26 protein-coding genes are annotated in these 26,036 nt (G+C 47.7%); 22 read left to right on the forward strand and 4 right to left on the reverse strand.

Annotated features, from left to right (window positions below; genetic code table 11):
- The first annotated feature begins 114 nt into the window (after positions 1 to 114).
- The 20 genes from NBH15_RS16830 to NBH15_RS16925 all read left to right on the forward strand — a co-directional run bounded on the left by NBH15_RS16830 (position 115) and on the right by NBH15_RS16925 (position 21,859).
- Positions 115 to 3,150: a SusC/RagA family TonB-linked outer membrane protein gene (locus NBH15_RS16830; protein ID WP_250823128.1), complete on the forward strand. Its 3,036-nt coding sequence runs from the start codon at positions 115 to 117 to the stop codon at positions 3,148 to 3,150.
- Between the two features lie 21 nt (positions 3,151 to 3,171).
- Positions 3,172 to 4,779, forward strand: a complete 1,608-nt coding sequence (locus NBH15_RS16835; protein WP_244051256.1) for a RagB/SusD family nutrient uptake outer membrane protein — start codon at positions 3,172 to 3,174, stop codon at positions 4,777 to 4,779.
- Between the two features lie 84 nt (positions 4,780 to 4,863).
- Entirely contained in the window at positions 4,864 to 7,137 is a 2,274-nt protein-coding gene (locus NBH15_RS16840; RefSeq protein ID WP_244051257.1) for an IolE/MocC family protein, read from the forward strand.
- Positions 7,138 to 7,195: 58 nt separating this feature from the next.
- Entirely contained in the window at positions 7,196 to 9,613 is a 2,418-nt protein-coding gene (locus NBH15_RS16845) for a glycoside hydrolase family 3 C-terminal domain-containing protein (RefSeq protein WP_250823129.1), read from the forward strand.
- Positions 9,603 to 10,049, forward strand: a complete 447-nt coding sequence (locus tag NBH15_RS16850; RefSeq protein ID WP_046146644.1) for a hypothetical protein — start codon at positions 9,603 to 9,605, stop codon at positions 10,047 to 10,049. The genes NBH15_RS16845 and NBH15_RS16850 overlap by 11 nt, the downstream gene beginning before the upstream one ends.
- A gap of 582 nt (positions 10,050 to 10,631) precedes the next feature.
- Entirely contained in the window at positions 10,632 to 11,459 is an 828-nt protein-coding gene (locus NBH15_RS16855; RefSeq protein WP_122264682.1) for a DUF4121 family protein, read from the forward strand.
- A gap of 18 nt (positions 11,460 to 11,477) precedes the next feature.
- Entirely contained in the window at positions 11,478 to 12,419 is a 942-nt protein-coding gene (locus NBH15_RS16860; protein WP_005832100.1) for a hypothetical protein, read from the forward strand.
- A gap of 79 nt (positions 12,420 to 12,498) precedes the next feature.
- Positions 12,499 to 15,501: an N-6 DNA methylase gene (locus tag NBH15_RS16865; protein ID WP_122141347.1), complete on the forward strand. Its 3,003-nt coding sequence runs from the start codon at positions 12,499 to 12,501 to the stop codon at positions 15,499 to 15,501.
- Positions 15,502 to 15,516: 15 nt separating this feature from the next.
- Entirely contained in the window at positions 15,517 to 15,717 is a 201-nt protein-coding gene (locus NBH15_RS16870; RefSeq protein ID WP_005832102.1) for a hypothetical protein, read from the forward strand.
- Positions 15,718 to 15,728: 11 nt separating this feature from the next.
- Positions 15,729 to 16,226: a hypothetical protein gene (locus NBH15_RS16875; protein ID WP_009276377.1), complete on the forward strand. Its 498-nt coding sequence runs from the start codon at positions 15,729 to 15,731 to the stop codon at positions 16,224 to 16,226.
- A gap of 20 nt (positions 16,227 to 16,246) precedes the next feature.
- Positions 16,247 to 16,561, forward strand: a complete 315-nt coding sequence (locus tag NBH15_RS16880; protein ID WP_005647143.1) for a DUF8466 domain-containing protein — start codon at positions 16,247 to 16,249, stop codon at positions 16,559 to 16,561.
- A 12-nt stretch (positions 16,562 to 16,573) separates the two neighbouring features.
- Positions 16,574 to 16,942, forward strand: coding sequence for a hypothetical protein (locus tag NBH15_RS16885; RefSeq protein ID WP_005647142.1), 369 nt, complete (start codon positions 16,574 to 16,576; stop codon positions 16,940 to 16,942).
- A 20-nt stretch (positions 16,943 to 16,962) separates the two neighbouring features.
- A complete protein-coding gene (locus NBH15_RS16890; RefSeq protein ID WP_005647140.1) occupies positions 16,963 to 17,250 on the forward strand; it encodes a hypothetical protein in 288 nt (95 codons plus the stop codon).
- A 90-nt stretch (positions 17,251 to 17,340) separates the two neighbouring features.
- A complete protein-coding gene (locus NBH15_RS16895) occupies positions 17,341 to 18,270 on the forward strand; it encodes a hypothetical protein (RefSeq protein ID WP_005832104.1) in 930 nt (309 codons plus the stop codon).
- 37 nt (positions 18,271 to 18,307) lie between these two features.
- Positions 18,308 to 18,895: a hypothetical protein gene (locus tag NBH15_RS16900; protein ID WP_005832105.1), complete on the forward strand. Its 588-nt coding sequence runs from the start codon at positions 18,308 to 18,310 to the stop codon at positions 18,893 to 18,895.
- Positions 18,892 to 19,506, forward strand: a complete 615-nt coding sequence (locus tag NBH15_RS16905; RefSeq protein WP_195996445.1) for a hypothetical protein — start codon at positions 18,892 to 18,894, stop codon at positions 19,504 to 19,506. The genes NBH15_RS16900 and NBH15_RS16905 overlap by 4 nt, the downstream gene beginning before the upstream one ends.
- Positions 19,507 to 19,525: 19 nt before the next feature.
- A complete protein-coding gene (locus tag NBH15_RS16910) occupies positions 19,526 to 19,735 on the forward strand; it encodes a hypothetical protein (protein WP_005647134.1) in 210 nt (69 codons plus the stop codon).
- 12 nt (positions 19,736 to 19,747) lie between these two features.
- Positions 19,748 to 20,770: an LPD29 domain-containing protein gene (locus NBH15_RS16915; protein ID WP_005832109.1), complete on the forward strand. Its 1,023-nt coding sequence runs from the start codon at positions 19,748 to 19,750 to the stop codon at positions 20,768 to 20,770.
- A 10-nt stretch (positions 20,771 to 20,780) separates the two neighbouring features.
- A complete protein-coding gene (locus NBH15_RS16920) occupies positions 20,781 to 21,146 on the forward strand; it encodes a hypothetical protein (RefSeq protein ID WP_005647131.1) in 366 nt (121 codons plus the stop codon).
- A 2-nt stretch (positions 21,147 to 21,148) separates the two neighbouring features.
- Positions 21,149 to 21,859 carry a hypothetical protein gene (locus NBH15_RS16925; protein WP_005832111.1) on the forward strand — a complete coding sequence of 237 codons (711 nt, stop codon included), beginning with the start codon at positions 21,149 to 21,151 and terminating at the stop codon, positions 21,857 to 21,859.
- A gap of 60 nt (positions 21,860 to 21,919) precedes the next feature.
- Here NBH15_RS16925 and NBH15_RS16930 read toward each other — a convergent pair whose 3' ends face one another.
- On the reverse strand, positions 21,920 to 22,264 hold the full coding sequence (locus NBH15_RS16930; RefSeq protein ID WP_008777488.1) for a hypothetical protein: 345 nt from the start codon (positions 22,262 to 22,264) through the stop codon (positions 21,920 to 21,922).
- A 321-nt stretch (positions 22,265 to 22,585) separates the two neighbouring features.
- Here NBH15_RS16930 and NBH15_RS16935 point away from each other — a divergent pair, with 321 nt between their 5' ends.
- Positions 22,586 to 22,876 carry a DUF4120 family protein gene (locus NBH15_RS16935; RefSeq protein WP_005832116.1) on the forward strand — a complete coding sequence of 97 codons (291 nt, stop codon included), beginning with the start codon at positions 22,586 to 22,588 and terminating at the stop codon, positions 22,874 to 22,876.
- Positions 22,877 to 22,918: 42 nt separating this feature from the next.
- Positions 22,919 to 23,845: a hypothetical protein gene (locus tag NBH15_RS16940; RefSeq protein WP_005832118.1), complete on the forward strand. Its 927-nt coding sequence runs from the start codon at positions 22,919 to 22,921 to the stop codon at positions 23,843 to 23,845.
- 91 nt (positions 23,846 to 23,936) lie between these two features.
- Here NBH15_RS16940 and NBH15_RS16945 read toward each other — a convergent pair whose 3' ends face one another.
- From NBH15_RS16945 to NBH15_RS16955, 3 genes are read right to left on the reverse strand one after another with little or no spacing between them, the layout of a single operon-like run.
- Positions 23,937 to 24,452: a glycoside hydrolase family protein gene (locus NBH15_RS16945; protein ID WP_005832121.1), complete on the reverse strand. Its 516-nt coding sequence runs from the start codon at positions 24,450 to 24,452 to the stop codon at positions 23,937 to 23,939.
- A gap of 13 nt (positions 24,453 to 24,465) precedes the next feature.
- Positions 24,466 to 24,972 carry a DUF3872 domain-containing protein gene (locus NBH15_RS16950; protein WP_005832123.1) on the reverse strand — a complete coding sequence of 169 codons (507 nt, stop codon included), beginning with the start codon at positions 24,970 to 24,972 and terminating at the stop codon, positions 24,466 to 24,468.
- 39 nt (positions 24,973 to 25,011) lie between these two features.
- A complete protein-coding gene (locus tag NBH15_RS16955) occupies positions 25,012 to 25,878 on the reverse strand; it encodes a DUF8464 domain-containing protein (RefSeq protein ID WP_005832125.1) in 867 nt (288 codons plus the stop codon).
- Positions 25,879 to 26,036: the final 158 nt, after the last annotated feature.

The raw sequence follows: 26,036 nt of genomic DNA on the forward strand, positions 1-26,036 counted from the left end.
AGACAATTTTGTTCGTACACATGACGCATATTTCATTCTTTTGACACAAAAAAATAAAATAACCCCTGGTTAATTACTTAAATTGTTTTAATGCGCAAACAAATTATGAAAAGCATGAGCAGACAACTGAGCGGGAACCTGCCCCCCTGTAAAAAGGCAGCAGAACGAAAGAACAGAATTCTTTCTTTATTATTCTTTTTTATGGCGTTTATATCTGTACAGGTATATGCGCAGAACATCAAAATTTCCGGAACAGTCATTTCCGGATCTGATAATTACCCGATCATTGGAGCGAACATTCTGGTAAAAGGTACTACTATCGGAACTATTACAGATGTAGACGGTAATTTCTCTTTTGAAGCACCCAAAGGTTCTACTTTAATTGTATCTTACATTGGCTACCAATCACAGGAAATGCAGGTAAGCGGCAATGCTCCTCTTAAAATTATTTTATCTGAAGACACTGAAAAGTTGGACGAGGTTGTCGTTATCGGTTACGGTTCACAGAAAAAGTCGGATATGACAGGCGGTATCGTGGCTGTCGGTAATGAAAAACTTCAGATGGTTTCAACCAACAACCTGATGGATAAACTGGCTGGACAGGTCCCAGGCTTGAATATCACTATGGAGAAAGCTAGTCCTTCGGAAGATCAGGTATTGCGCGTTCGTGGTGAAAACTCACTGACGGCCGACAACTCTCCATTGATTGTTCTGGACGGTATCCCTTACAGTGGCTCGCTAGGTGACATTGATCCTGATAATATCGAAAACCTGTCTGTTTTGAAAGATGCATCTTCTGCCGCTATCTACGGCTCTCGTGGTGCAAACGGTGTAATTTTGATCCAGACTAAAAAAGGAAAAAAGGGAACGGCAACTGTCAGCTATAAAGGACAGATCGGTCTCTCCCAGCCTGAACGTCGTGTTGATGTGATGAAAGGTCCGGAATACGTAAAGTTCCTTCAGGATCAATGGGCATATATGAACTATAACGGTGTGATCAAAAATCCGGAAGATATTCTAAACGTAAGTGAAATTGAAAACTGGAAAAACGGTATTGAAACAGACTGGCAGGATCAAATCTTCAGAACAGCTTTGACCAACAGCCACCAGATCAGCGTATCAGGCGGTACGGAAAAGACTACCTACATGGCTTCTATCTCTCGTTTGAACCAGGAAGGTGTAGTAAAAGACACCGGTATGAAACGTACAAACATCGCTTTAAATATTACACAGCAATTGGGAAACTGGCTGACTATCGGCATGGCTACCCAAGCTGTTCAGAAAGAATACGGTGGCATTCAGGCCGGTATTTCCGACGCTCTTTGTCAATCTCCTTACGGCCAGCCGTATAACAGCGACGGTTCGTTAAATTTCTATCCGATGGATCAGACTTTACACCCCAACCCTTTAGCTGACTTGGAAGCAACAAGCGATAAAACAGCCCGTAACATCTTTGTTTCTACTTATGCAGAAGCAAAGCTTCCGATAAAAGGATTGAGCTTCCGTACCAACTTCGGTTACAACTACCGTAACAAGTTTGAAGCGTCTTACTACGGACGTAACACTGTGACTGGTAAAGCGAAGAACGGTTCAGCCGCTATCAAGAACCAACACGACTGGGATTATACATGGGAAAATGTATTAAAGTATGAACTTCAGTTAGGCAAGCATAAATTCGATGCAACCGGTTTGTTCAGTATGCAGCAGACATCCCAGGAAATATCCGAACAAAAAGGAACCAGCTTCGTAAACGACGATTCTGAATATCACAACATGGCTGGTGCGGAAGAAAACAAAACCGTTACTTCCGAACTGACTGAAACAGCTATGTTATCTTATATGTTACGTTTGAACTACAATTATGCAAATAGATATTTGTTCACTGCAACCGGTCGTTCGGACGGTTACTCTGCATTCGGTACAAACAACAAATATGCATTCTTCCCGTCTCTTGCCGCTGCATGGAACATCTCTTCCGAAGAATTCATGGAAAGCACAAACAGCTGGATGGATATGTTAAAGATCCGTTTGTCATGGGGTTCTAACGGTAACCAGGCTATCAAGGCTTACCAGACACTTGACCGTTTGAAACTGACAAACTACATCTGGGGAGATAAAGGAACAACAGTGAATGGTGTGATCTTATCATACAACTCGATCGGTAACCCAAACCTGAAATGGGAAACAACCCGCACAGTCAATGCCGGTGTCGATTTTAGTTTCTTCAACAGCCGCCTGTCAGGTAGCATCGATTTCTACGTTTCAAAGACTTCTGACCTATTGATGAGCCGTACGGTTCCTATCATGAACGGTTACAACTCCATCATGGACAATGTCGGTGAAACACGCAACACTGGTATCGAACTGGCCTTGAACTCTGTAAACATGGAAAACAAGGACTTCCGTTGGAGTACCAGCTACAACTTCTCTCTAAACCGTGATAAGATCATCGAACTTCGCGGAGACGGTAAAGACGATATCACTAACAAATGGTTTATCGGTGAACCGGTAAAAGTTTACTATGATTATAATGTAATAGGAACATGGCAGGAAGATGATAACTTCTTGAACGCAGACGGAAAAGAAATACAGAAAGGTGCAAAACCCGGACATGCCAAACTGGAAGATGTAGACGGCGACGGTACAATCACAGCCAAAGATAAAAAGATCATTGGTTCCAAATTACCGAGTTTCACGATGTCATTAGGCAATACATTTACATATAAGGATTTCACATTCTCGTTCCTGTTGAACGGAGTATTCGGTGCATGGAAAGAAATGATCGATTACAACTTCGACCGTTGGAGCTCTAAATACAACTACATCAGCGGCATGGATTACTGGACTCCGGAAAATCCGACAAATGCTATGACCTCTCCGGGTTATGTTCCTTATGACAAACATTCATTCTACAAAAAGATGAATTATGTACGCATCAAGAACATCACATTAGGTTACAACATTCCGAAAACAATTCTCAATCCGGTTGGAATCTCTGCATTAAACGTTAATTTGAGCGTTAACAACCTGTATACATTCAGCAACGTAAAGAATGCGTTGAACTTCGACGGAACAGATTACAATGCAAACATTATAACCTGTTATCCGACAGCACGTTCTTTTATGCTGGGCTTAAATCTTATTTTCTAATCTCACAAACAAATACAGTATATGAAAAATATATTAGCTGCTGCAGCCGCAGCATTTTTACTGATCACAACAACAGGATGTTCCGATTTCCTGAATGAAGATCTGAAAAAGGAATTGGCTCCTGATAATACCTATACCAGCACATACGGTTTCCAGGTTGGTGTAAACGGATTGTATGCGTGGGCACGTTCAGAATTCAATACCTGGGGTACATCACCGACGACATTAGGACAGGCTTGTCCCTACGAATCGTTCCAGGTAGCAACAGACATTGTATATACCGGTCATGGCGACGGCTCACTGGTTCCTTTCGAAACACTGGCCATCACACCTTCACTGACATTCGTCGAAAACTACTGGAAGTGGTCTTACGGATTGATCGCATCTGTCAACGAATTATTAACCTATGCCGATAAAAACGAAAACTGGGATGCACCGACAGATAAAATCGGTTTCCAAGCTGAAGCACGTTTCTTCCGTGCTTATGCTTACCGTTACTTGGTTTACCTATACGGAGATGTTCCTTATATAGATAAAATCGAAAGCGACTTCCGCATAGACTTTACCCGTACACCGAAAGCAGAAGTGCTGAATCACATGATCGAAGACCTGACATTTGCTGCAGATAATTTGCCGGAGAACCCGGATAATGTAAACGAAGTGGGTAAACTGACCAAATGGGCAGCTATCCAACTACTATCCGAAGTGTACTTAATGGCCGGACAATATGATAAAGCAGAAGCTGCAGCCAAGCAAGTGATAGATTGTGGTTATTTCCACCTGATGACAGAACGTTTCGGGGTAAACAAATCGGCTCCCGGTGACGTGTTCTCTGATATGTTCCTCGAATACAACCAGAACCGTACAGCAGGTAATATGGAAACAATCTGGGTGATGCAGCTAGAATACAATACTCCTGGTGGTGGCGGTAGCAATGAAGACTGGACTAAACGTGCATGGGTACCTAAGTACTGGAATGAGACAGGTTTTGTATTGTGTGACTCACTGGGCGGTCGTGGTCTGGCTCAAATCGTTCCGTTCAAATGGTGGATCGAAAGTGAAGACTTCTACGCTCCTACGGATATGCGTAACTCTAAATATAATATTAAGAGAGACTGGTATTACAACAATCCGGCAACACCTGAACTGTTTGGCAAAAAATGTGAAATTACAGAAGATACATGGGCTAAATGCTCTGTTTTCCCAACTATCACCAAGTTCAACTATGGTAAAACAGACGATGATCCAGCTTACGCAGGAAACAACAAAGACCGTATGAAGTTCCGCCTGGCAGAAACTTACCTGTTATTGGCCGAAGCTCGTTTGCAGCAAGGTAACACACAAGGGGCAGCAGAAGCAATCAACGTTGTACGCAAACGCGCCGGTGCTCCGGAAATCAATTCCTCTCAGGCCACAATGGACTTTTTGTTGGATGAACGTATCCGTGAATTGGTTGGTGAAGAACTGCGCCGCTTTACACTGGTCCGTACAGGCAAATTAGTAGAACGTACTAAAAAGTACAACTCTCGCAGCAATAAAATAGACAATGATCATACTTTGTGGCCAATCCCGCAATCTATCATTGACTCTAATACAGGTGCCGACTTCCCGCAAAATCCGGGTTATTAATTATATGACATAACAAGGGGCATCTACAGGCAACGTATTTGCCCCTTCTTTCTCTTCTTTCACATATCAAGAAAACATCAGATCATGAGATACCTACTATTAATAATTTTCTCATACATTTCCTCTACCCTCAGCTCATCCGCCCAGGATTGGCTAATAGACGGTTCCCCTTACAAATCGACAGCACAAACAACCCATGAAGGGAAACGTCTCGAATTAACGAACGGCCTCCTTCGCCGTACATTCCTGCTTGCCCCCAATGCAGCGACCATCGCCCTTGACAACCTGATGACCGGGCAAAACGAGCTGCGTGCCGTCCGTCCCGAAGCCTTACTTGTCATCAACGGAAAAGAATATCCTGTCGGAGGCCTGACCGGACAGCCGGTCAATAACTTCCTGACAGAAGAATTTATCAACAATATGCAGGCTTGCGATTCAGCATTCATGTTGGTTGATTATCAGATAAGCGAAAGTAAAGAACGTTTCCCCTGGAAACCCAACAGCCAATGGATATCCAACTTATACCCCTGGCCTGCCCCGGGAAAACGGATCACCTTCAATTACCAGGCTCCGGCAACTGCCCCTCAGGAATGTAAAGACCTGAAAATACGTGTCATTTATGAACTGTACGACGGTACCCCTATCCTGGCCAAATGGATCGAGATTGACAATAAAGGGACAATGCCTGTTACACTCGATTCTTTCAAGTCAGAAATACTTGCTTTGGTCGAAACGGCTCCGAAAGTACATTACGGCGAACCGCATGAAGTCCGCATGATGGCGCAGGAAGCAGGCGCTTACACAAAAGATTTCCGTAAACAACCCGTGCAAACCGATGCGCCACGCGATTATATCGACCGCTTCACCCAACTGTTCGTCGTAACCGACTATGCCATGGGCGGTGATATGGAAGCGATGAAAGACAATCCGGCTGTCCGTTGGGTTTTCGATCATCCGGAATACGAATTTACCGGCATTCGCTATTATGGTCAATATAAGCCGGCACGTCTGGAAGTCACTCCCCTACTCGGTCCCGGCTTGGAAATCAAACCCGGCGACACCTTTGAATCCTGCACTGCTTTCGAAATGCTACGTGATGCCAGCGACCGGGAACGACGCGGACTGGCTGAATGTAAATTCTGGCGTATGATGGCTCCCTGGACACAGGAGAACCCTATCTTCATGCACGTCCGCCAATCGGACAGCGAAGCGGTGAAGCAAGCCATCGATCAATGTGCCGCCGTTGGTTTCGAAATGGTGATTATGACCTTCGGTAGCGGATTCAAAATCGAAAATGACTCAGCCGCCTATCTGCAACGGATGAAAGAACTCAGCGACTATGCAGCAAAGAAAGGTATTGCCATCGGCGGTTACTCCCTGCTGGCAAGCCGCGGAGCTAAAGAACAAGACGCTGCAATCAGTCATAAAACCGGAAAACCGGCCAAAACACGCGAAGAAGGCAGCCGCTTTGGCATATCTCCCTGTATCGCATCCGATTGGGGAGACACCTACTTCCGTAAATTACAGAACTTCTTCACCACCACCGGAATGAATGTCTTCGAAAACGACGGTTCATATCCCGGCGACCCTTGCGCCTCCACTTCACACAGCGGCCACAAAGGCTATCTCGACTCCCAGTGGCAACAGTGGAAGAAAATCAACCAATTCTATCGCTGGTGTCGGGCAAACGGGGTTTATCTGAACGTTCCCGACTGGTATTTCCTGAGCGGCTCCAATAAAACACCGATGGGATATGTAGAGACTAACTGGTCGTTGCCTCGCGCCTATCAGGAAATTATCGAACGACAGAATATCTATGACGGAACCTGGCAGAAAACACCCAGCATGGGCTTCATGTTCGTTCCCCTCACCCAATATCACGGAGGAGGCGAAGCGGCCACAATCGAACCGTTGAACGAACACCTCGACCATTACGAAACACGTCTCCGGAACCTCTTCGGGGCCGGTGTGCAAGCCTGTTACCGTGGTCCGCGCCTCTACGATACGGATGCGACCAAAGAACTGGTCAACCAATGGGTTACTTTCTATAAGAAATACCGTCAGATACTCGATTCCGATATCATCCACCTGCGCCGTCCCGACGGACAGGACTGGGACGGCATCATGCACGTTAATCCTTCATTGAAACAGAAAGGATTCATCTCGGTGTATAACCCGCTGGATGTTCCCATCCGCAAAGAGATCAAAATTCCTCTTTATTACACCGGACTGACCGACAAAGTGACTGTAAAGGAACAGGATCAGAATGTACAGGTATATGTATTGGAACGTGACTATTCCGTTACAATCCCCATCACAATACCGGCAAAAGGATACAATTGGTATGTTATTGAATAGGTTTTGCATATAATTTGCATATAATTTGCATATAATTTGCATATATAATAGAATAATCATGAATATAAACAACACATTAACCAGGCAACTGCTTTTTTGCCTGTCTTTCGGACTGCTCCCTTTGCTGAATGCAAACACAAGCAGTTTACAAGCATCAAAGCCTGATGCCCCCAAAAATCAGAAGAAAATATATCAGAAAGGTTGGATTGATTTCAACAAAAACGGAAAGAAGGATATATATGAAGATCCTTCGCAACCTATTGACAAACGGGTGGAAGATCTTCTTAAACAAATGACAATCGAGGAAAAGACCTGTCAGCTGGGAACGATCTATGGATACGGAGCCGTCCTTAAAGATACACTGCCTACCGATGAATGGAAAACCCGTATCTGGAAAGACGGTATCGGTAATATCGACGAGCACCTCAACGGAGAATGGAAACGCACCTCCCTTGATTTTCCTTACTCCAACCACGCTGAAGCAATGAACAAAGTACAGGCCTTTTTCGTAGAAGAGACACGCCTGGGTATTCCCGCCGACCTGACAAACGAAGGTATACGCGGACTGAAACATGAAAAGTCCACCTTCTTCCCCGCCCAGATCGGACAGGGTTGTACCTGGGATAAAGAACTTATCTACGAAATCGGACGCATTACCGGTGAAGAAGCCAAAGCATTGGGATATACCAACGTCTATTCCCCTATCCTCGACCTGTCCCGCGATCCCCGCTGGGGACGTACCGTAGAAAGTTACGGCGAAGACTCTTACCTGGCAGGAGAATTAGGACGCCAGCAAGTATTGGGTATCCAAAGCAACCGGGTTGTTTCAACACCGAAACACTTTGCTATCTACGGCATACCGGGCGGTGGTCGCGACTGCTACTCACGAACCGATCCTCATGCCTCTCCGCAGGAAGTACACGAACTGCATCTGGAACCGTTCCGCATCGCTTTCCAGGAGGCAGGCGCTTTGGGAACGATGTGTTCACATAACGATTATAACGGGACTCCGGTCAGCGCCAGCCACTATCTGATGACTGAACTGTTGCGTAACCAATGGGGGTTCAAAGGCTATGTCGTTTCCGACAGTTGGGCAATCGACAAAAACGTAAAATTCTACCATATCGTAGATACCGAAGAAGAAGCGGTTGCCAGTGAACTGAACGCCGGATTGAACGTCCGCACCTTCTTTGAGCAATCGGAAGTATTCATCGAAGCGTTGAGAAGGGCTTTACAAAAAGGACTGGTAGAAGAAAGTACCCTGGATCAGCGCGTCCGTGAAGTACTCTATGTAAAATTCTGGTTAGGGCTTTTCGACGAGCCGTATGTAAAAGACACCAAACTTGCCGATAAAATCGTAAACAGCGACAAGAACCGGGAAGTGTCTCTGCGTGCCGCCCGCGAATCCATCGTTCTTTTGAAAAATGAGAACAACACCCTCCCGCTGTCGAAAACCCTCAAAAACATTGCAGTAATCGGTCCGCAAGCAGACGAAGTCAAATCACTAACTTCCCGCTACGGTTCTCATAATCCGAATGTGATAACCGGCCTGCAAGGTCTGAAGAACCTGCTGGGAGAAAATGTAAACCTGATGTATGCCAAAGGGTGTAATGTCAGGGATAAAAATTTCCCGCAAAGTGATGTGATGTACTTCGAACTGAGCGATAAGGAAAAAGAAGAAATCGACGAAGCTGTAGAGGTTGCTAAAAAAGCCGAAGTTGCTATTATATATGTAGGAGACGATTTCCGTACGATCGGTGAATCCAGAAGCCGTGTGAACCTGGATTTATCAGGCAGACAAAAAGAACTGGTCCGCGCCGTACAAGCCACCGGAACTCCGGTCGTACTGGTACTGTTCAACGGACGTCCGGTTACACTGAACTGGGAAGATGCCAACCTACCGGCCATCGTCGAAGCCTGGTATCCGGGAGAATTTTCCGGTCAGGCCGTAGCCGAAGTATTATTCGGTGATTATAATCCCGGCGGTAAACTATCCACGACTTTCCCGAAGTCAGTCGGACAAATCCCCTGGGCTTTCCCTTTCAAACCGAATGCCACCGGCAAAGGCTTTGCCCGCGTAGACGGCGAACTCTATCCGTTCGGTTACGGACTGAGTTATACCACTTTCGAAATCAGCGACCTTCAACCGTCTGCCACAAAAATCGCGGACGGAGACACTCTGACCGTTACTTGTAAAGTGAAAAATACAGGTTCGGTAAAAGGGGATGAAGTCGTGCAGCTTTATCTGAATGACGAGACATCTTCCATCTCCCGTTTTGAAAAAGAGTTATGCGGCTTCGAACGTGTCGCACTGGAACCGGGTGAAGAAAAAACGGTTACATTCAAAGTGAACCGCCGTGCTTACGGTATGTATAATAATAAGAATGAGTTTGTGGTAGAGCCTGGAAAATTCTTCCTGTTTGCCGGAAACTCATCCAAGTCGACCCCTTTAAACGCAAAATTTTATGTGGAATAGATTACTTATAAGCCTGTTGCTGCTCTTGGGCAGCCAGGCTCTTTTCTCCCAAACGTGGCTGAATAAAACGGATAAGGATATTCTTCTTTACATCTCAGAAAATAAAGAACGTATAGAAGACAGCAAACAAACGGATACGCTTTTCACCCTGACTTGCCAAGAAGAAGATGAGCTGGGCCGCTTATTCGAAGTATCCTATCGCTTCAATTTAGAAAAAAATGTATGCATATCCTACGAACGTCTGCTGCCGATCCATCGTTATTGGGCAACAACGTTGCTGGAAGAGGCCTCCTTGCAGGAAGCCGATGCCTCCGGAGAAGAAATCGACGTAGACGGAGAAACATTGAATACTCTCTATACCTTCGACAACTTCCGGATACAGGTTTCATTAAAAAACGACCGATTATCCTTACTTTATACGCTACCAGATAAATAAATTCCAAGTAATCCCCTGTCTCTTCGTGCAGACAGGGGATTTTTATATCCAGCCGTTTATACTGAATATCTCACCTTTCATCCATTTTACCGTAACTATCTCTTGACAACGCCTCATTGATTTGTTATATTTGTTGTAATCTGAAGTATCTTATTTGATTATCAACGCTTTGTAGAAAACTCGCATGAGAACGGGCAACGGATAAGAAAATTCCAAGCTGTTTAGAATCACTATATTCCTCATGCTTTCAAATAACTCTTTTTTCTTGATGCAAAGGTAGCATTTTTTCGTGATTGCCGGTAATTTTCGGGCATAAAATATCACGGTCATTTCAAGAAACATATACAGCGGACATGACAGCCATACCGTAGCCGAATCCCCGTAACTCACAGGCAAAGGTAACCCGTGTCCTGCTCGTACAAGCAAGGTCAAGCCCTCCGGGTGTCGTGGAAAAATCATCCTCGCCCGGAGGGCTTGCGGTATTTTTCCCGCCAACCTTGCATGTACGGGACACGACCTTTTATGGCCTGTAGTTACGGGAACTCCGGCCCCGAAAAGCCGGATCACTAAAAATAAATTGTTATGTCACAGCAGGTAACAAAAGAAAAGTACAGTATCGAAACACTCAGAGAGCGGAATGTTTCATACGACCACCAGCATTGGCTGACACAGGAAGATGTGGATATGGCCAACAGTTATGTGGAACTCATTGAGCGGACATGCTCTAAGATTACACCGCAAATCGGAGACAGGCTGGTATATGTAACCGAACACGGGGATTATTACGGAAACGCCCTTATTGACAGCAGGAATGCAAAAGAAGGATATCTTTCCGTATGCGAACAGCCGTATGTGCCTTTCGTGTGGGAAGAGGACGGCAATATCCGTCTGAGTGTCAGCGGAGGCGCATTCCATTCCGTGAATCCGGAGGAACTGAAATTCCTGAAATGGACGGAAGGGGTGTTCAAGGACTGGGGGCATTGCGGTGCTTGCGCCAACGGTTCGGTGTCATTTCTGGCTAAGGTACCGTTATGGTTTTATGCCGAACCCAATCCCAGGTATGGAGATTTCACGACCGAGACCTACCGGAAGTTCTACCTACACAAAAGGGAGGAATCGGAAAACGGCAATCTCTATCAAGGCTTTGACATCGCTTTTCGGGACGAAGCCGAGTTCCGGCAGTTCCTGAAGGACTACGAAGGAACGGTGTTCAAGGGAAATTGGGATAATCAAATCGTGTTATGGTGTTTCCGTCGGGAATATGTGTTCTTACCTTCCGCCGAATGGGAAAAGATAAAAATCCCTGCCGTAGAGCGAAAGCTCAACTTCCATCCCGAGCAGGTCAAGATAGTCAAGGACATGGAAAAGCACATCACTTATTTCTACCGGATTAAACCGGATAATTTTTAACATTTAACCCTAACAGATATGCAAACGACAACAGCACCCAAGGCCGGCAACGCTCCCGACCTGCTTCAAGGCATTCTGAGCGTACAAGTGAGAAACGAGGACAAGATTACGGAACAGGACCGTGTCTATTGCCAGACGCAGCAAAACCTGCTTTACAAGACACTCGACCAGATTGACCGCTGGTACGCCGTCTTCAAGGAAGAAGCCGAACAATACCAAGCCGAACGTAAGTTCCATTACGAAGAAAACGGCAAGGTTTCCATGCGTGATTTCTACACTTACCATAACGACAGGGAAGACTATTCACACAACGAGTTCAAACCGTTTGACCTGATTAACGATCTGGTAGATAAGAACCGAAACGCCAACGCGAATTTTGCGAACCGCATCATTTCTTATTTCAACAGGACTTACAAAGTGTCGGTTCCTGAGTATAAAATAGACGAAAAGACCCTTCCGATGGGCTTCCGTCCTGTTTATGACACATATGTAGATGTAGTCATCGAACACTTGGGCGGCAAGAGTTTCCGGGAAACGGCCGTGGAAGAACTGCTCGCACGCCTGAGCAAAGTTGTCAGACCGGCATACTGGAGCAAAGTCAAGACGGAGTTGAAGAAGGACAAGATAATCTTTCCCGAAATCATCCGTTTCGACGATTTTTCCATGCAATACAACCAAAGGAACAGAATCTCCTACAACTACGGCGGAGAACTGGAAACCCTGTGTGCCGGCATTGCCTACGGTGCGGATGACATACTGAATGGAAATTCAAAGATGATTATCCGTTTTGATGACAACGACATTTCTGTCACAGACTGGTACGACCTTACGACCACCAATGCCGAGCAAATCCGATTCTACAAGAACGGACGTATCGATGTCCGGTTCAAGGACAGTGCGGCAGCCGAAAGTTGTTTCAAGCGTCTGCATCTGGATGAAATCACCCTAAGAGAAAACTGACCATGATAAGATTTACACAGCACCCCGTAAGGCAATCCTTGCGGGGTGTTTTCATTTTTAACGATAAACAGATAAAGTCATGTATACCATCATCCCCCAACAGATACCGCAAGGTATGCGTGCCGAAGTCAACGAGAAGATACTTTTCGCCATAGACTCCGGCAAGAACCTCATTCCGGCGGAGAGCATCTACAACTGCTATACCGGTATCGGAGGGCTGCACAACCTCAAACAGTCCGACTTTGCCAGCTACCACGAGTATGCCGAAGCGAAGAAGGAGTTCGAGATGGGACAGTTCTTCACCCCGCATGAAATATGCCGGGACATGGTGGATATGCTGTGTCCTGTCTCATCCGAAATGGTTCTTGACATGTGTTGCGGTATGGGCAATTTCTTCAACCATCTGCCCAACCCGCATAATGCCTACGGCTTCGACATAGACGGCAAGGCCGTGTCTGTCGCACGATACCTCTACCCGGAAGCCCATATCGAGAAATGCGACATCCGGCAATACTATCCGGAACAACGTTTCGATGTTATCATCGGCAATCCTCCTTTTAACTTGAAGTTCGACTACAAACTGTCGCAGGAATACTATATGGACAAGGCTTACGATGTGCTCAATCCGGCAGGAATCCTGATGGTCATCGTGCCCTGTTCCTTCATGCAGAGCGGGTTCTGGGAGAAGACACGGATAGCCGGTATAAACGGCAGATTCTCATTTGTCGGTCAGACGAAGTTGGGCCCGTCAGCCTTTGCCGCAGTCGGAGTCCATGACTTCAATACGAAAATCATGGTATTTCTCCGTAAATCGGGCCACATCAAGATGCAGGCTTACAACGCGGAAGAATTCATAACGGCGGACGAGCTGAAAAAGCGCATCGGCGAGGCAAGGGCGATGAAACACCGGTTGCGTTTCGACCTGATGCGCGAAACCAACCGGATCAACAAGGAAGAACTTGAGCTGTTCGAGTACAAACTTGCCAAGTACATGTACGAGCTGAAGGCGCACGCCAAGTTGAACAAACATATAGACAAGGCGGAAGCGTTGGTCACGAAGTTCCGTAACCAGAAACCGCCTGAGAACGCCACGCGGGAGCAGGTGGAGCAATGGGAGAAGAACAAACTGACCCCGAAGAAAGTGCTTGCCGTCATCCGCAGGTACATCACCTCGCAAAATACCGTACCTCGCAAGGAAGTGGCATTGGTGAAGACCTCATACGGCTTCAAACTGAAACAATATGCTCCGCGACTCCTTGACAAAGTTCCGCACAAGGCGGCAAGTATCAACGACCTCGTGCTGGAACGTACTGAACTGCCCATGCCGGAAGTGCCGACAGAAAAGAACATGCACCAAATCCGTGCGGCGGAGAAACTGATCCGACGCAAGCGGAGAGAGTACGAAATGCAGAACCGGCAGTTCCCGGAAATGGAGGAAGATGGCAGGCTGAAAGAATACCTGGACCGGTGTGCATTCATCAACAAGGACGGCGAGACCTGCGAGTTTACCACGCTCCAGAAACACGACCTGAACCTCGTCTTGCAGAAACGCCACGCGCTGCTGAACTGGCAGCAAGGCTCTGGCAAGACAGCCGCCGTGTACCATCGTGCCAAATACCTGCTCAAATTCCGCAAAGTACGGAATGTCATCATACTGGCTCCTGCCATCGCCACCAATATGACATGGATACCCTTCCTCTCGATAAACAGGGAACAGTTCCGGGTGGCAAGGAACAATGCCGACCTGGAAGCTGTGCCGGAAGGCGTGTTCATCGTCCTATCCACCTCCATGCTCGGCAAGCTGAAACGGGGCATGGCAAGGTTTGTCAAACGCAGTTCAAGAAAACTGTGCCTTGTTTTCGACGAGTCGGACGAGATAACCAACCCGTCGTCACAACGTACAAGGCATATCCTCGGTCTCTTCCGCCGCCTCAAATACAAGATACTCGACACCGGTACGACCACACGCAACAACATCGCCGAACTGTACAGCCAGTTTGAGCTGTTATATAACAATTCCATAAACATGGTCTGTTGGAGCAGTCGTGTGTACCACGAGAACAGGGACAAGGAGATAGAGGAAGATAACAATCCGCACTATGGTGAGCCGTTCCCCGCTTTCAGGGGGCATGTGCTTTTCCGTGCCTGCCACTGTCCGGGGAAATCCACCGTGTTCGGCATTGAGAAGCAGAACCAGGATGTCTATAACAAGGAGGAGCTGGCCGGCCTTATCGGGAAGACCGTCATTACACGCAAGTTCAGGGACTTTGCAGGAGAGAAATACAAGATACGGACACATACCGTCAGCCCGTCCGACGGCGAGCGTGAGGTTTACCGTGTCATCATCGAGGAGTTCTGCCGCATCTGCGAACTGTATTACAACAGCACGGGGGATGCAAAGAAGGATGCCGGACTCCGGCTTATGCGCCAGATCAAGCTGCTCATCAAGGCCTGCTCCGTCCCACACCTGATAGAGGGCTATTCCGGAGACGGGATTCCGAACAAGACAAGGTACATCGAAAGGCTGGTACGGAAGATACCCGGCAAGGTGGCTGTCGGCTGCACGTCCATAGCCGCATTCGACCTTTACGAGAGCCGTCTTCGCGAATGTTTTCCTGACCGTCCCGTATTTGTGGTCAAGGGCGACGTGGCGTTCAAGAAACGGCAAAGCATCGTGACGGAGTTCGATTCCACCATCAACGGCATACTGGTATGCACGCAGCAGAGCCTGAGCAGTTCGGTGAACATACCCACCTGCAACGACGTGATACTTGAATCCCTGCAATGGAACATCCCGAAGATGGAGCAGTTCTACTTCCGTTTCATCCGTCTCGACTCCAAAGAGCTGAAGGACGTGCATTATGTCACCTACAAGGACTCCGTGGAGCAGAACCTGATGGCGCTGGTGCTTACCAAAGAGCGGCTGAACGAGTTCATCAAGACGGGCGAAGTAAAGGAACAGTCGGAAATCTTCGAGGAGTTCGACGTCACCATGTCCGTCATCGAGAGCCTGCTGGTCAGGGAACGGGACAGCGAAGGCAAGATACACATCAGCTGGGGAAGCCAGCGCATCATGAACTGAAAAATGGAAAAACAAATGAGAAACCGCAGATTCCATTCCACAGGCAAAGGTAGCCCGCCCCCTTACCGGCAGGGCAAGGTCATGCCGCAAGCGGTTTTCGGGAAAATCATCCTCGCCGGAGGCTCCGGTATTATCCCGAAAAACCCTGCACTGCCGGGGTGCGGACCTTTTGGAGCCTGTGGAATGAAATCCCCGGTTCCGAATCATAAACTATAATGAAGAATATCATGGACTTGAATCAGGCAGAAGTGGCAGTGACCACGCAGCATCTCATAGACATGGGGCAGGAAAAAGACAACCTGCTGCAAATGTCCGACTTCGGCGACATGGGGGAATTCCTGTGCACCTGCTCCGAACTGTTTCCCGAAGAGGAAACTCCGGAATACAGGTACACGAGATGGGAGGAAATCCCGGACCTGCTCATCAACCGGGAATGGCTGTGTTCCAACTTCTTCGAGATAAGGGAGGCGATGGAACAGCTGGAGGAACCCGACAAGGATTGCTTCTTCGACTGGTGTGACCGTTACGGGCATGACATCAGTACGGAAGACCCGCACCTGCTGGTGGCGCACTATATCGAACTTTATGGAAATGCGGCCTATATCGACGATGAGCCTTGCCCGGACAGCGGGGATGACAGCCTGCTGTACTATCCGGGCATATCAAGCAACTATTTCGACACGGGTATTCCCCGCTTCGAGGTATTCGATGACAATTACGATTAAAGCGTATAAACATATACAAGATGGAAATCAACTTCAAAGGACCGGTAATGCCGGTTGACCCCTATTCGCAAATGGCGTTTGTGGAGATACTGAACATTCTCCTGACGGCAGGGCACATCGTGGATGTGAACAGGTTCCTGATAAACAGGAATGCCAATCCGCTATTCGGCTCGTTGTCAGGATATTTCAGATGGTCATTCTCCGACAACCACTTTACCCTGTGGCAACGGGTGGAATACAACTCGCCGCTCTGCTTCAGCCGGCGCATATTCAGCATCCATTTCGGGATGCTGGCAAGCCGTGACAGGAAAAGAGACAATACGGTAATGAACTAAAAACATATCAATATGAGTCACCAGGTAATTACAAGAATGGCATACAATGCCAAAACCAAGCAGATAGAAACTTGGCAGCATTCCAACAACGTGTGGCCGACAACAGACCATTTTTATGCATTGGATGTGAAAACAGACGAACAGATGTTTGAATTCATAACATTGATAGCAAACGGATTGTGGCAAGGGCGCAAATGGCGTAAAGCATTCAAGACACTTTTTGAAGAATATCCGGAATTGGTCAGGTCCTCATACGAGCACGAGCTTAGAGGCCAACCTTGGAAGGCATACTGTGCCATTTGCAAAAAATATGAGGAACTTGCCCAAAGCAAATGCAATGAAATAGTTGCGCGATTCAGGCAACTTACCGGGATTGTCTGACCCAAACAGATGCAAAATATATGGAAGAGATAAAGATTTCAAACAGACAAATCGCGCTGATGGCTTTCGACCGGTTGCGCAAGGAAGACAAGACAGATTCCGCATTGAAACTCGCACGGTGTATGCTGCATGGCACAAGCATATCTCTTGGCATAGGTGATATCGACTGGGAGATAGACAGGGCAATACAGCAGTGCGGAGGAGTGCCAAGAACAGGATACAGATACACGGCTTATTTCCACTTCAACCGGAATACGGAAATGGCAAAGGAAATATATGACAAGATCGTGAAGGAACTGTATGGTTAGGAAACAACACGGAGGCGGCTTGAAGGCCGCTTCCGTCATTTATAACGGTATGTACGGGAAAAGGAATCCTGCCGTACACAGGTAACAGAAATGGATGAACAGAAAACATTGACATTGGATTTCATCAAATCCCTGATGGAACCGGCCTATACACTAATATGGACGGACTACAATGACAATCTTGACAATCATTGCGGACTGATTCAAAAATGCCTTGACAGCAAGAGCCGCGAACATTTGTGGGAAAAGGCAGACGAGTGGTACAGCGATGCCGAATGGGAAGCTGTCCGTGAGATTATTGCGAAACTGAAAGAGGAATGTGCCGTATTCCATGACTTTGACGGGGAAGCGGTCGATGACTTCTTCGATGAATACGAAGATGAAATCCGTGACGAGATTTACAGCCGCAACGATTCGGACGTGGTGAAGGAATTGGTAAGGCACACGGACGACATTCCTATCCGTGTGGAGATGCTTTCCAACTATGACTGCATCAACTCCAACTGGTTTGAATCGCAAGGCGGTTACAGGTACGAGGAATCCTACTTCGGGGACATGGTGGACAGCCTGAACCTCAATCCGGCGAGAGTAAAGAAAATCTTGACAGAGCACGGCTACAGGGCTTACGGGCGTTTCCCGAACCGTAAGAACCGGAACGGCAAGGAGCAGGTTTCCTACGAACAATTCTACGAGGAACTTATCAATTCCTGCTGCGGGGCGAACCTGCTGACTTACATCGGCAGGGTAAGCCTGAAAGAGCTGTATGAAGCCGACTTTTCATTGAAAGAGGTCATTATCCCCAAAGGCAACTGTTGCGGACTTTTCAGTTCGACGTATGGTGGTGGAAGCCTGCTTGAAATGGAACTGAAACGGGACGTAAAGCTGAAATTGGAAGTCAAGGACTATCATGGTTTCCGCTTCCGGCTGGATGACGAACGTTCCAAATATGACTGTTCGGTCCGGCATGTATATGGGGTGGACGACTCCTTTTTCGGAGATGCGGTTCGCATTGTATCCTGATAAAATCAACTAATCAACAATCAAATCATAGAAGATTATGGAAAAATACGATGTAAAAGTAAGGTACATCTTCGAGGGTACTTACACAGTGGTGGCGGAAGACCGTGAAGAAGCGGAAAGCATGGTGGCGGAAGACTGCGGTCTGGTATTGGGCGGCAACATCCACACAACGCGGGATGACGATGAAGTGACGGACTGGAAGTTCGGTTGTCATCCGGACTTGCAGGTTCTCTCCGTAAGGCAGCGAGGCGGGAAATCCCCCATGTCGGTGTTCGGAGACAGGATCGAAGAACTGCGAAAAGACATCATCGAAGCGATACGGCAGTTGCTCCATGACCATGCCATGAACGCGATACGGTTTCCGGAAGAGGATTATGACCCGGTCTGGGTGATATGGTTTGGCAAGAACGGAGACCCCTACGAATGCAGGGTGACAGGACTCCGGGTAACGGACAGCAGCCTGACCGTCCTTGCCGAAGAGAAAGAAAGCGGTGATGAAGTGGAATGTTACAGCCCGTTCGAACTCGGAGCCAGTAACATCGACTGGCTTTCCGGAATGTATGAGGCTGTATGGCAGCAACTGGAAGAGAGCAAAAAAGTAGAACCACAAACTGAAGAACAATGAAATATCAAGCGGAAAACGCAGTCTCCAGCTTCTTCTACTATATGTGGAACGCCTGGAGCAAGGAAGAATGCAAGGCCGTATTTGGAGATATGTACCGGCACTTCTGGGATAAATGGTCCGCATTGGCGGACAAGTCCATATTCGGCGCGGCGGAACGGTTCTTTGCCGAGTTATCGGAAAACAACCAGAAATTGCTCGTGGAACGTGCCGTTACACTCTATGACGGCAGGGCTTTCAGAAAAGAGCCGGACGATTCCGACATCCTTGTCTGTAAAGAATGCGGTTCACGGCAGTTGGAAATCCAAGCATGGATAAACGCCAATACGGATGAACGTATCAGCTATGTGCATGATGACAATAACGGGCTGTGGTGCGATGGGAAATGGTGCGAAGAATGTGGCGTTCAGGTCTTTTTCTGTACTAAGGCGGAGTTCACACAAAAGATGCAGGGCTGGTGGGAGTCGTGCGGTTTTGAAACAAAGGAACAAATCACAGGGTTGAAAGTCTGTGACTCTCCGCCTTCCGAAAACACGCAGACATTCATTGATGCGGCAGACCAATGGTGGAACAGCCGGGACTACGAACATAAACGGGAAATTTACAACAGGTAAAAAAAAAAAAACGAATAATATGCAGATTAACATCATTGAACAGATTAGCAACTCATGCAGTTGCAGCCATATGGAAGCGCAGGAATACTTGGATTCTGAAATCCGGTACCTGCGCGAGTTGCAGGAGGCGGACGACCTGAGGGAAGATGACATCGAAATGGCGTGCAGCAACCTCGGACTTGACCTTGACAACCAGGAATATTTTATCAACCGCCTCGCAGGGGCATAAATACCTATAGCTATGGCTTATTTTCATAACATACATTCATTGGCGGACCTGAAGAAGGAATACCGCCGTCTGGCATTGCAGCACCACCCGGACAAGGGTGGCGACACTGCCATCATGCAACAGGTGAACACCGAGTTTGAAAGGCTTTTTGAAGTCTGGAAAGACAAACCGGATGTCTCTGCCGCATCAACCGGGTATGAACATGACTATTCGGGTGCCACGGCAAAGGAATATACCGAGTACGTGTATAATGAATACCGTTGGAAAGGTCGCAACTACAAAGGGCAACATGCCCCTGAAATCGTAGAACTTGTGAGAACTTGGCTAAAGGAAATCTATCCGAGATATAAGTTCTCCGTCAGACGGGAGAACTACAATTCCATTTACATCAAACTGATGAGCGCGGACTTTGAGGCGTTCACCAGGGAATCCGGCAAAGTACAGGATCATATCAACCACTACAACATAGAGCGAAACCCCGATCTTACAGACCGTGCCAAGGAGGTGATGCTGAATGTCTGTGACTTTGTCATGTCATACAACTTCGATGACAGCGATGCGATGACGGATTATTTCCATACCAATTTCTACCTGACATTGGCTATAGGGAGTTACCGGAAGCCTTACAAGGTGGAACTGCCGAAACTTGACTGTAAGGGGAAGGACAAGCCGGAAGTGTTCAAGCATCCCGAAGGTCCGGCACACAAGGCCATCAGGCAGGCGTTGGGCACAGCCCGCTTTGATTTTATCGAGCACAGGAGGCATTCCGGCGAAATGATATTCGGAGAAGACCATTACGGCTCACACGGAGAGCATTATTTCTGGCCGAAGGATTATTCAAGCGCGAAACTGGCTCAGAAACGGATCGACAAATTGGAGAAAGCCGGTATTCGGTGCAAGCTTACAGGCTATAACGGCGGTTACATTCGTTTTATCGGCTACACTCCCGAAGCAGAAGCGTTACTGGAGAAGGAACGACAGGAATACATCACCGCCCATCGGCAATGGCAAACCAAACAGACAGTAATCAATTAAACTTATCAATATGGAACCGAACAATTTGAACGAATGGTGGGGCGGACAGCCCGACGGACTGAAACAGGCATTCTCTCTTTTTCCCGATGGACGGTGGAAAGAGGCGGACCTGTATTTGCGAATCAATATCCGTAACTACTGCCTTCTGAAAAAAGGAGGGCTGCTTCCCGAAGACAAGGACCGCTCGATGCTCAGCGAGATTGTCTGTGAGCTGGCCGATACGGAGCTGTGCCGTGCAAATGGAAAGACACTCGAAGACATGTGCGATACGGACGGGGCTTTTCTGGAAGAGTACCAGGAACTGTTCAACCGGATATACGATGAACTGGAAATGAGAATTACGGATTATATGAACGGACAATCAAAAAAAATGTAACAATGAAAGCAAAAGTGTTCAAGTACAAGTCTGACGGGAATACCGTCGTGGCTTCTTATATGGAACTGGAGCCGTATGCGAAGAATGTATATCTCTCCCTGTCAAGAAAGAACGAAGACGGGAATGAAGACGATGACTGTTTCCATGTGGTCTGCCGGATTGAAAACGTTTATTTTTCCAGCGGGCAGTATTCACGCCGGTTTCTCAAGGGAGAAGATTGCAGAGAGGAAGCCGCCACCTATTGCAGGAACTGGATTGCGGATACGCTTCAAAGTGCGGAAAGAGGAGCCTTCGTCAATTTGATCTCCGTTCGCGTGTTCGAGGCTCTCGGACTTGACACCACTTCCCTGGTGCAAGCCCGTGAGGAATATAAAAGAATACAGGAGCAGAAACGCAGGGAGCAGAAGGAGAAAGAGGCGGAAGAGCGCAGAGTGCAGGAAGAGCAACATCAGCGGCTACTCAATGAACAGAAAGAGAAATTCCTGGACGGGGAACGGATCACGGGAGAAATGTTCGTTGAAATCACCGGAAGGGACGGTTTTGACATCCATATCAGAACCAAAGGGACATTCAACAGGCATGTGAGGGGCATTGACAGGAACGGCACCGTCAGTTTCCGGAAAATCAAGGGCTGCCGGACTCCGGACTTTACCGGATGCCATAAGGCCGTGTCCGCCTATCTGGCGTTCATTACAGAAAAAGAGGGCAAATAATTAAATCCGGGGCGGTAACGGTCTGCTCCATGCAGATGTTACCGCTACCGGCTTCCGGCCTCACAATTCACGGTTCAGCGCCATTGCCAGCGGAAACATCAACCGGTTATAGGCTTTAAGCTTTTGCAAATTCAGTACATATCCGGCATAGGGATTGGTCAGATCGGTATAGAAGAATACATCGGTAAATCCTGAGTGTTCCTCCACGACTTCACCCTCCAACGGAATCTCCTCCACATTGAACCGCTCCAGAGGCAGTTCTTCCAGACGGGTCTGTTCCGCATTTCCCAACACATTGAGGTTACGGTTAAACAGCACGAATCCTTTCTTCCTGTAATCCACACGCATACCGTACGGACGCTCCACAAGGAAAGCATCCGCCGCTTTCTTTATATAGTTTTCCATAAAACTGAAATTAGAATTGCAAAAATACATCTTTTGTCCGGCAATGGCGAACAAATCAGGAAGAGAATCGCCACAGACCATGCAAAGCACACTACCGTGTATTTTATTTCCCACCCTGCAAAGGTAGTCCCGTGTCCGGTGTACCCTGTCAAGGTCAGGCCCCTTGCGGGGTTGGCTGAAAGAAAATCATCCTCGCCTGACGGCTGCGGTATTTTCTTTCGCCAAACCTTGCGGGTACGATCACGGGACAGTCTGGCAGGCGAGAAATAAAAATACCGGCTCCCGGAGCCGGACGTGTTTAACAGATAAAATTCAAAAGTCATGAAAATCCTGAATGAAGAACATTTCGAGAATGTAAAGCGTTATGCCGAATCCATCGGTGACACCTCGCTCCAAAAATGCCTGGAGCGGTTGAAGAGCTGGGAAGAAAATCCCGACCATCCCTGCGAAATCTCACTCTACTATGACCATGCCCCGTACTCGTTCGGCTTTACACAATGTTATCCCGACGGAAGGACAGGCATCGTGGGCGGTCTGCTCTATCACGGAATACCGGACCGCTCTTTTGCCGTAACACTACAACCGTTCCACGGATGGCAGATACACACCTGATAAAAGACAAACGACAGTATTAACTTCATAAAATTCAAGATTATGGAAACGACATTGGCAGTAATGGAAAGACAACAGCAGTTTGACTTCCAGAAAAACGGAATTGAAGTGATGAACTTCGAGACGCTTCAGCGTACCTACAAGGAAAACGACATCTACAACAACCCGGTGCAAGGTATCTACCATTACCAGGTCATCCGGCGCATGATGGACATCTGCGAGAAATACAATCTCGACTATGAGGTGGAGGAAATCTTCGCGGCCCAGAACAGGAACAAGACGCAGCCGGGAGTAAGCATCCTTCCGCAGGTGGAACAGACACATGGCGAAAAAGCCGTGGAAGCGCACATCCTGCGCCGTATCTTCGCCACCATCCGGATCAAGGACTGGGAGACGGACGAACTGACCACAACATTGGTCGTCGCCTACCACCAGGACGGCATACAGGCAGCCATAGGTCCCTGCGTGCTAATCTGTCATAACCAGTGTATCCTTTCACCCGAGCGAAGTGTCTGCAATTACGGCAAGAAGAAAGTCTCGACGGAAGAGGTGTTCGAAACCGTGGACGGCTGGCTTGCCAATTTCGAGGTGAACATGAACGAGGACATCGAACGCATACAACGGCTGAAACGCCGGGTTATATCTATGGAGGAAATCTATATGTATATAGGTCTGTTGACCGCGTTGCGCGTCTCCCACGACAGTTCGGACAGGAATCTGTCATCCTCCGTGGAAACCTATCCTCTGAACCAAGGGCAAATTTCTATATTCACGGAAGAGGTGCTTAAACTGGCTATGACCAAAGGGCAGATTACCGCTTGGGAGCTATACAATATAGCCACAGAGATATACAAGCCCGGAAAAACGGACTTCCCGGCACTGATTCCACAAAACGGAGCAATGGCGGAACTACTGCTTTCCCATCTGCCGGAAGCAGCTGAAGTACAGGATGCCGTTCCGGTAAGCTGACATACAAGCCGCACAAATGGCCTGATTCCGACAATACGCATAAGGGAGAACCTGACAGTCGAAAACAACTGAAAGATTCTCCCTTTTTCATTTACTTCTCAAAAAGCAGCATATATTCCACTTTCCTTCTCCGTTCGATGCTCGGAACCACTTTCCCCTTGTAGCATCTGAAGGAGACATATTCCTTATAGATATCGCGGTCACCCGACTCCAGTTTTTTCAACAGCCGGCTCTTGGGTATTTTTCCATACCCTTTGATACGGGAACAGCCCACATTATACGCAAGAACACTAACGATCAAAGAATCACGTCCCAGATAACTGAACATACGGCACAACTTACGGAGGTCTGCTCTCAGAATGGAATCACCTTGTGCTTTTGTAATACTGTTGGTAAACCTCTCCCCGGGAAGAACTTTGTGCCCCCACCCGACATAAGGCCAATGCTTTTTCTCTCCATGCCAACCCTCGAATCGCTTGACACACTCGACCGCAATACTGAACCTGTCCGGACTTGCCTTTATCGGATTCTCCGCCCTCGACGGCATACCCGGAAAAAAGACCGTGATGGAAAGCACCGCAAACCATATTGCTTTTAACTTCATCATAGGCAGGACCGGCTTAGTGTCCGACAATTGTGACCGGCAATTCCTTGCTATCCGCAGTCACGACGGAATCCTCGTCCTCCGCCTCGTTGTTGAAATCAAAAGTCAATTGGCAAATCTGTGCCGGTTCGCTGTTGTCCTCGAAATAGATGTCTATCGTCTGCTGGTTCTCGCTTTCAGAAGTGTAGTATAGCCTGAACACCTCCCTGTCAAGGGGATAGCGGTCATTGGGCAGCAACACCATCCCGTCATCCATACGGAGTGTACCCTTGCCGTCCGGCTGGAAATATCGGATGGTGTAGCGGGCATCGGAAAACCGTCCTTCACGTTTGAGTTCACACCGTATTTCCACCGTCTCACCTTTCACAATACGTGTGGGGACAGGCAGGGTCTCCACCTTGAACGGATAGGACTGCTGTACATCCATTTCATCATTGCAGGCGGACAACAGACAAGCCGCCAGACCCAGGAACAGGATTGCCATCATTCCGGCCAATTCTCTTTTTTTATTCAATGCATTCATATTCAATCAGATTTTAATACGTTATACTTAATTCTATTTTTACAGAAACTTGTTCTGCAGGTATTCGTTCAGATCCTTGTATCCTTTGTACAAAGAGGAACAGTCCACTATTTTATCCGCATAGCGTTTGCGGAGCGCCTCCAGCGTGCGCCGTCCGGCTTCGTCCCGGTCCAGGTAACAGTTGACTCTCTCATATCTGTCAAGAACGGGGAACGAGCGTTCCAGCAATGCCACCGAGTTCAGTACGAGATAGTCGTCGCCACATCCCAATTCGAGTTGCATCCACGAGAGGCAGTCGATAAACCCCTCGAAGAGATTGCAAGTATCCGAACCGTTGTCCATCAGCGAAATGTCTTTCGGAGAGAGACTGGCCTTAAAAAAGCGGTTGCGCACCTCGTACCCACCGCTGACATTCCTGAAACCGATGGCGAAATACCGCTTCCCGTGCAAGGTGTACCTGATCTCCTTGCAGTTCGGCATAGCCACATCACCGCTAATGCCACGTTCCGCCAGATAACGGAGCAGGACGCTGTTGTGCAGCGGTCCGGACTGTACCTTCGTGAAACTTTCCTGCCTATGGGAATCCTCCCTGTCATTTTCCCCGGAACGGGAAACGGTCTTGTGTTCGGGAGCAAGACCGCCCCATATCCCTGTGATGAACCTGGCCTGCGCCTTGAAATCCCCGCTGCCGATAAACTCCCCCGCAAGGGTGAATATGTCGCCTCCCTGTCCGGTACCGAAGTCATGCCATATATCCTTACGGACATTCAACTGGAACGAGGCGGTGCGCTCCTCCCGGTACGGGGCCAGATACCAATATTCATCCCCCCGTCTTCTTGCCGGTTCATATCCCATCCGTGCCAGAAAAACGGCGATTGGAATGTCTCTTATCTCTTCTATAGTCATAAGCGATACGGTTCTAATGGATTATGAATTTGACACCATATGTTAGCTTTCAATTTATGTTGTATAATAATTGTATTTAACTTGCGAACAGTTAGTTGTGTGTTTTTTGGGTAACATATTTTAGGATGTCTACCTATGCTTTATTATTAATTTTTTAA

This window comes from Parabacteroides caeci (assembly GCF_023656795.1).
Lineage (GTDB): Bacteria > Bacteroidota > Bacteroidia > Bacteroidales > Tannerellaceae > Parabacteroides > Parabacteroides segnis.

Excerpts from the sequence above, each read along its gene's own strand:
- NBH15_RS16830 (WP_250823128.1), top strand. The coding sequence starts at position 115 with ATGAGCAGACAACTGAGCGGGAACCTGCCCCCCTGTAAAAAGGCAGCA.
- NBH15_RS16835 (WP_244051256.1), top strand. The coding sequence starts at position 3,172 with ATGAAAAATATATTAGCTGCTGCAGCCGCAGCATTTTTACTGATCACA.
- NBH15_RS16840 (WP_244051257.1), top strand. The coding sequence starts at position 4,864 with ATGAGATACCTACTATTAATAATTTTCTCATACATTTCCTCTACCCTC.
- NBH15_RS16845 (WP_250823129.1), top strand. The coding sequence starts at position 7,196 with ATGAATATAAACAACACATTAACCAGGCAACTGCTTTTTTGCCTGTCT.
- NBH15_RS16850 (WP_046146644.1), top strand. The coding sequence starts at position 9,603 with ATGTGGAATAGATTACTTATAAGCCTGTTGCTGCTCTTGGGCAGCCAG.
- NBH15_RS16855 (WP_122264682.1), top strand. The coding sequence starts at position 10,632 with ATGTCACAGCAGGTAACAAAAGAAAAGTACAGTATCGAAACACTCAGA.
- NBH15_RS16860 (WP_005832100.1), top strand. The coding sequence starts at position 11,478 with ATGCAAACGACAACAGCACCCAAGGCCGGCAACGCTCCCGACCTGCTT.
- NBH15_RS16865 (WP_122141347.1), top strand. The coding sequence starts at position 12,499 with ATGTATACCATCATCCCCCAACAGATACCGCAAGGTATGCGTGCCGAA.
- NBH15_RS16870 (WP_005832102.1), top strand. The coding sequence starts at position 15,517 with ATGAGAAACCGCAGATTCCATTCCACAGGCAAAGGTAGCCCGCCCCCT.
- NBH15_RS16875 (WP_009276377.1), top strand. The coding sequence starts at position 15,729 with ATGGACTTGAATCAGGCAGAAGTGGCAGTGACCACGCAGCATCTCATA.
- NBH15_RS16880 (WP_005647143.1), top strand. The coding sequence starts at position 16,247 with ATGGAAATCAACTTCAAAGGACCGGTAATGCCGGTTGACCCCTATTCG.
- NBH15_RS16885 (WP_005647142.1), top strand. The coding sequence starts at position 16,574 with ATGAGTCACCAGGTAATTACAAGAATGGCATACAATGCCAAAACCAAG.
- NBH15_RS16890 (WP_005647140.1), top strand. The coding sequence starts at position 16,963 with ATGGAAGAGATAAAGATTTCAAACAGACAAATCGCGCTGATGGCTTTC.
- NBH15_RS16895 (WP_005832104.1), top strand. The coding sequence starts at position 17,341 with ATGGATGAACAGAAAACATTGACATTGGATTTCATCAAATCCCTGATG.
- NBH15_RS16900 (WP_005832105.1), top strand. The coding sequence starts at position 18,308 with ATGGAAAAATACGATGTAAAAGTAAGGTACATCTTCGAGGGTACTTAC.
- NBH15_RS16905 (WP_195996445.1), top strand. The coding sequence starts at position 18,892 with ATGAAATATCAAGCGGAAAACGCAGTCTCCAGCTTCTTCTACTATATG.
- NBH15_RS16910 (WP_005647134.1), top strand. The coding sequence starts at position 19,526 with ATGCAGATTAACATCATTGAACAGATTAGCAACTCATGCAGTTGCAGC.
- NBH15_RS16915 (WP_005832109.1), top strand. The coding sequence starts at position 19,748 with ATGGCTTATTTTCATAACATACATTCATTGGCGGACCTGAAGAAGGAA.
- NBH15_RS16920 (WP_005647131.1), top strand. The coding sequence starts at position 20,781 with ATGGAACCGAACAATTTGAACGAATGGTGGGGCGGACAGCCCGACGGA.
- NBH15_RS16925 (WP_005832111.1), top strand. The coding sequence starts at position 21,149 with ATGAAAGCAAAAGTGTTCAAGTACAAGTCTGACGGGAATACCGTCGTG.
- NBH15_RS16930 (WP_008777488.1), bottom strand. The coding sequence starts at position 22,264 with ATGGAAAACTATATAAAGAAAGCGGCGGATGCTTTCCTTGTGGAGCGT.
- NBH15_RS16935 (WP_005832116.1), top strand. The coding sequence starts at position 22,586 with ATGAAAATCCTGAATGAAGAACATTTCGAGAATGTAAAGCGTTATGCC.
- NBH15_RS16940 (WP_005832118.1), top strand. The coding sequence starts at position 22,919 with ATGGAAACGACATTGGCAGTAATGGAAAGACAACAGCAGTTTGACTTC.
- NBH15_RS16945 (WP_005832121.1), bottom strand. The coding sequence starts at position 24,452 with ATGATGAAGTTAAAAGCAATATGGTTTGCGGTGCTTTCCATCACGGTC.
- NBH15_RS16950 (WP_005832123.1), bottom strand. The coding sequence starts at position 24,972 with ATGAATGCATTGAATAAAAAAAGAGAATTGGCCGGAATGATGGCAATC.
- NBH15_RS16955 (WP_005832125.1), bottom strand. The coding sequence starts at position 25,878 with ATGACTATAGAAGAGATAAGAGACATTCCAATCGCCGTTTTTCTGGCA.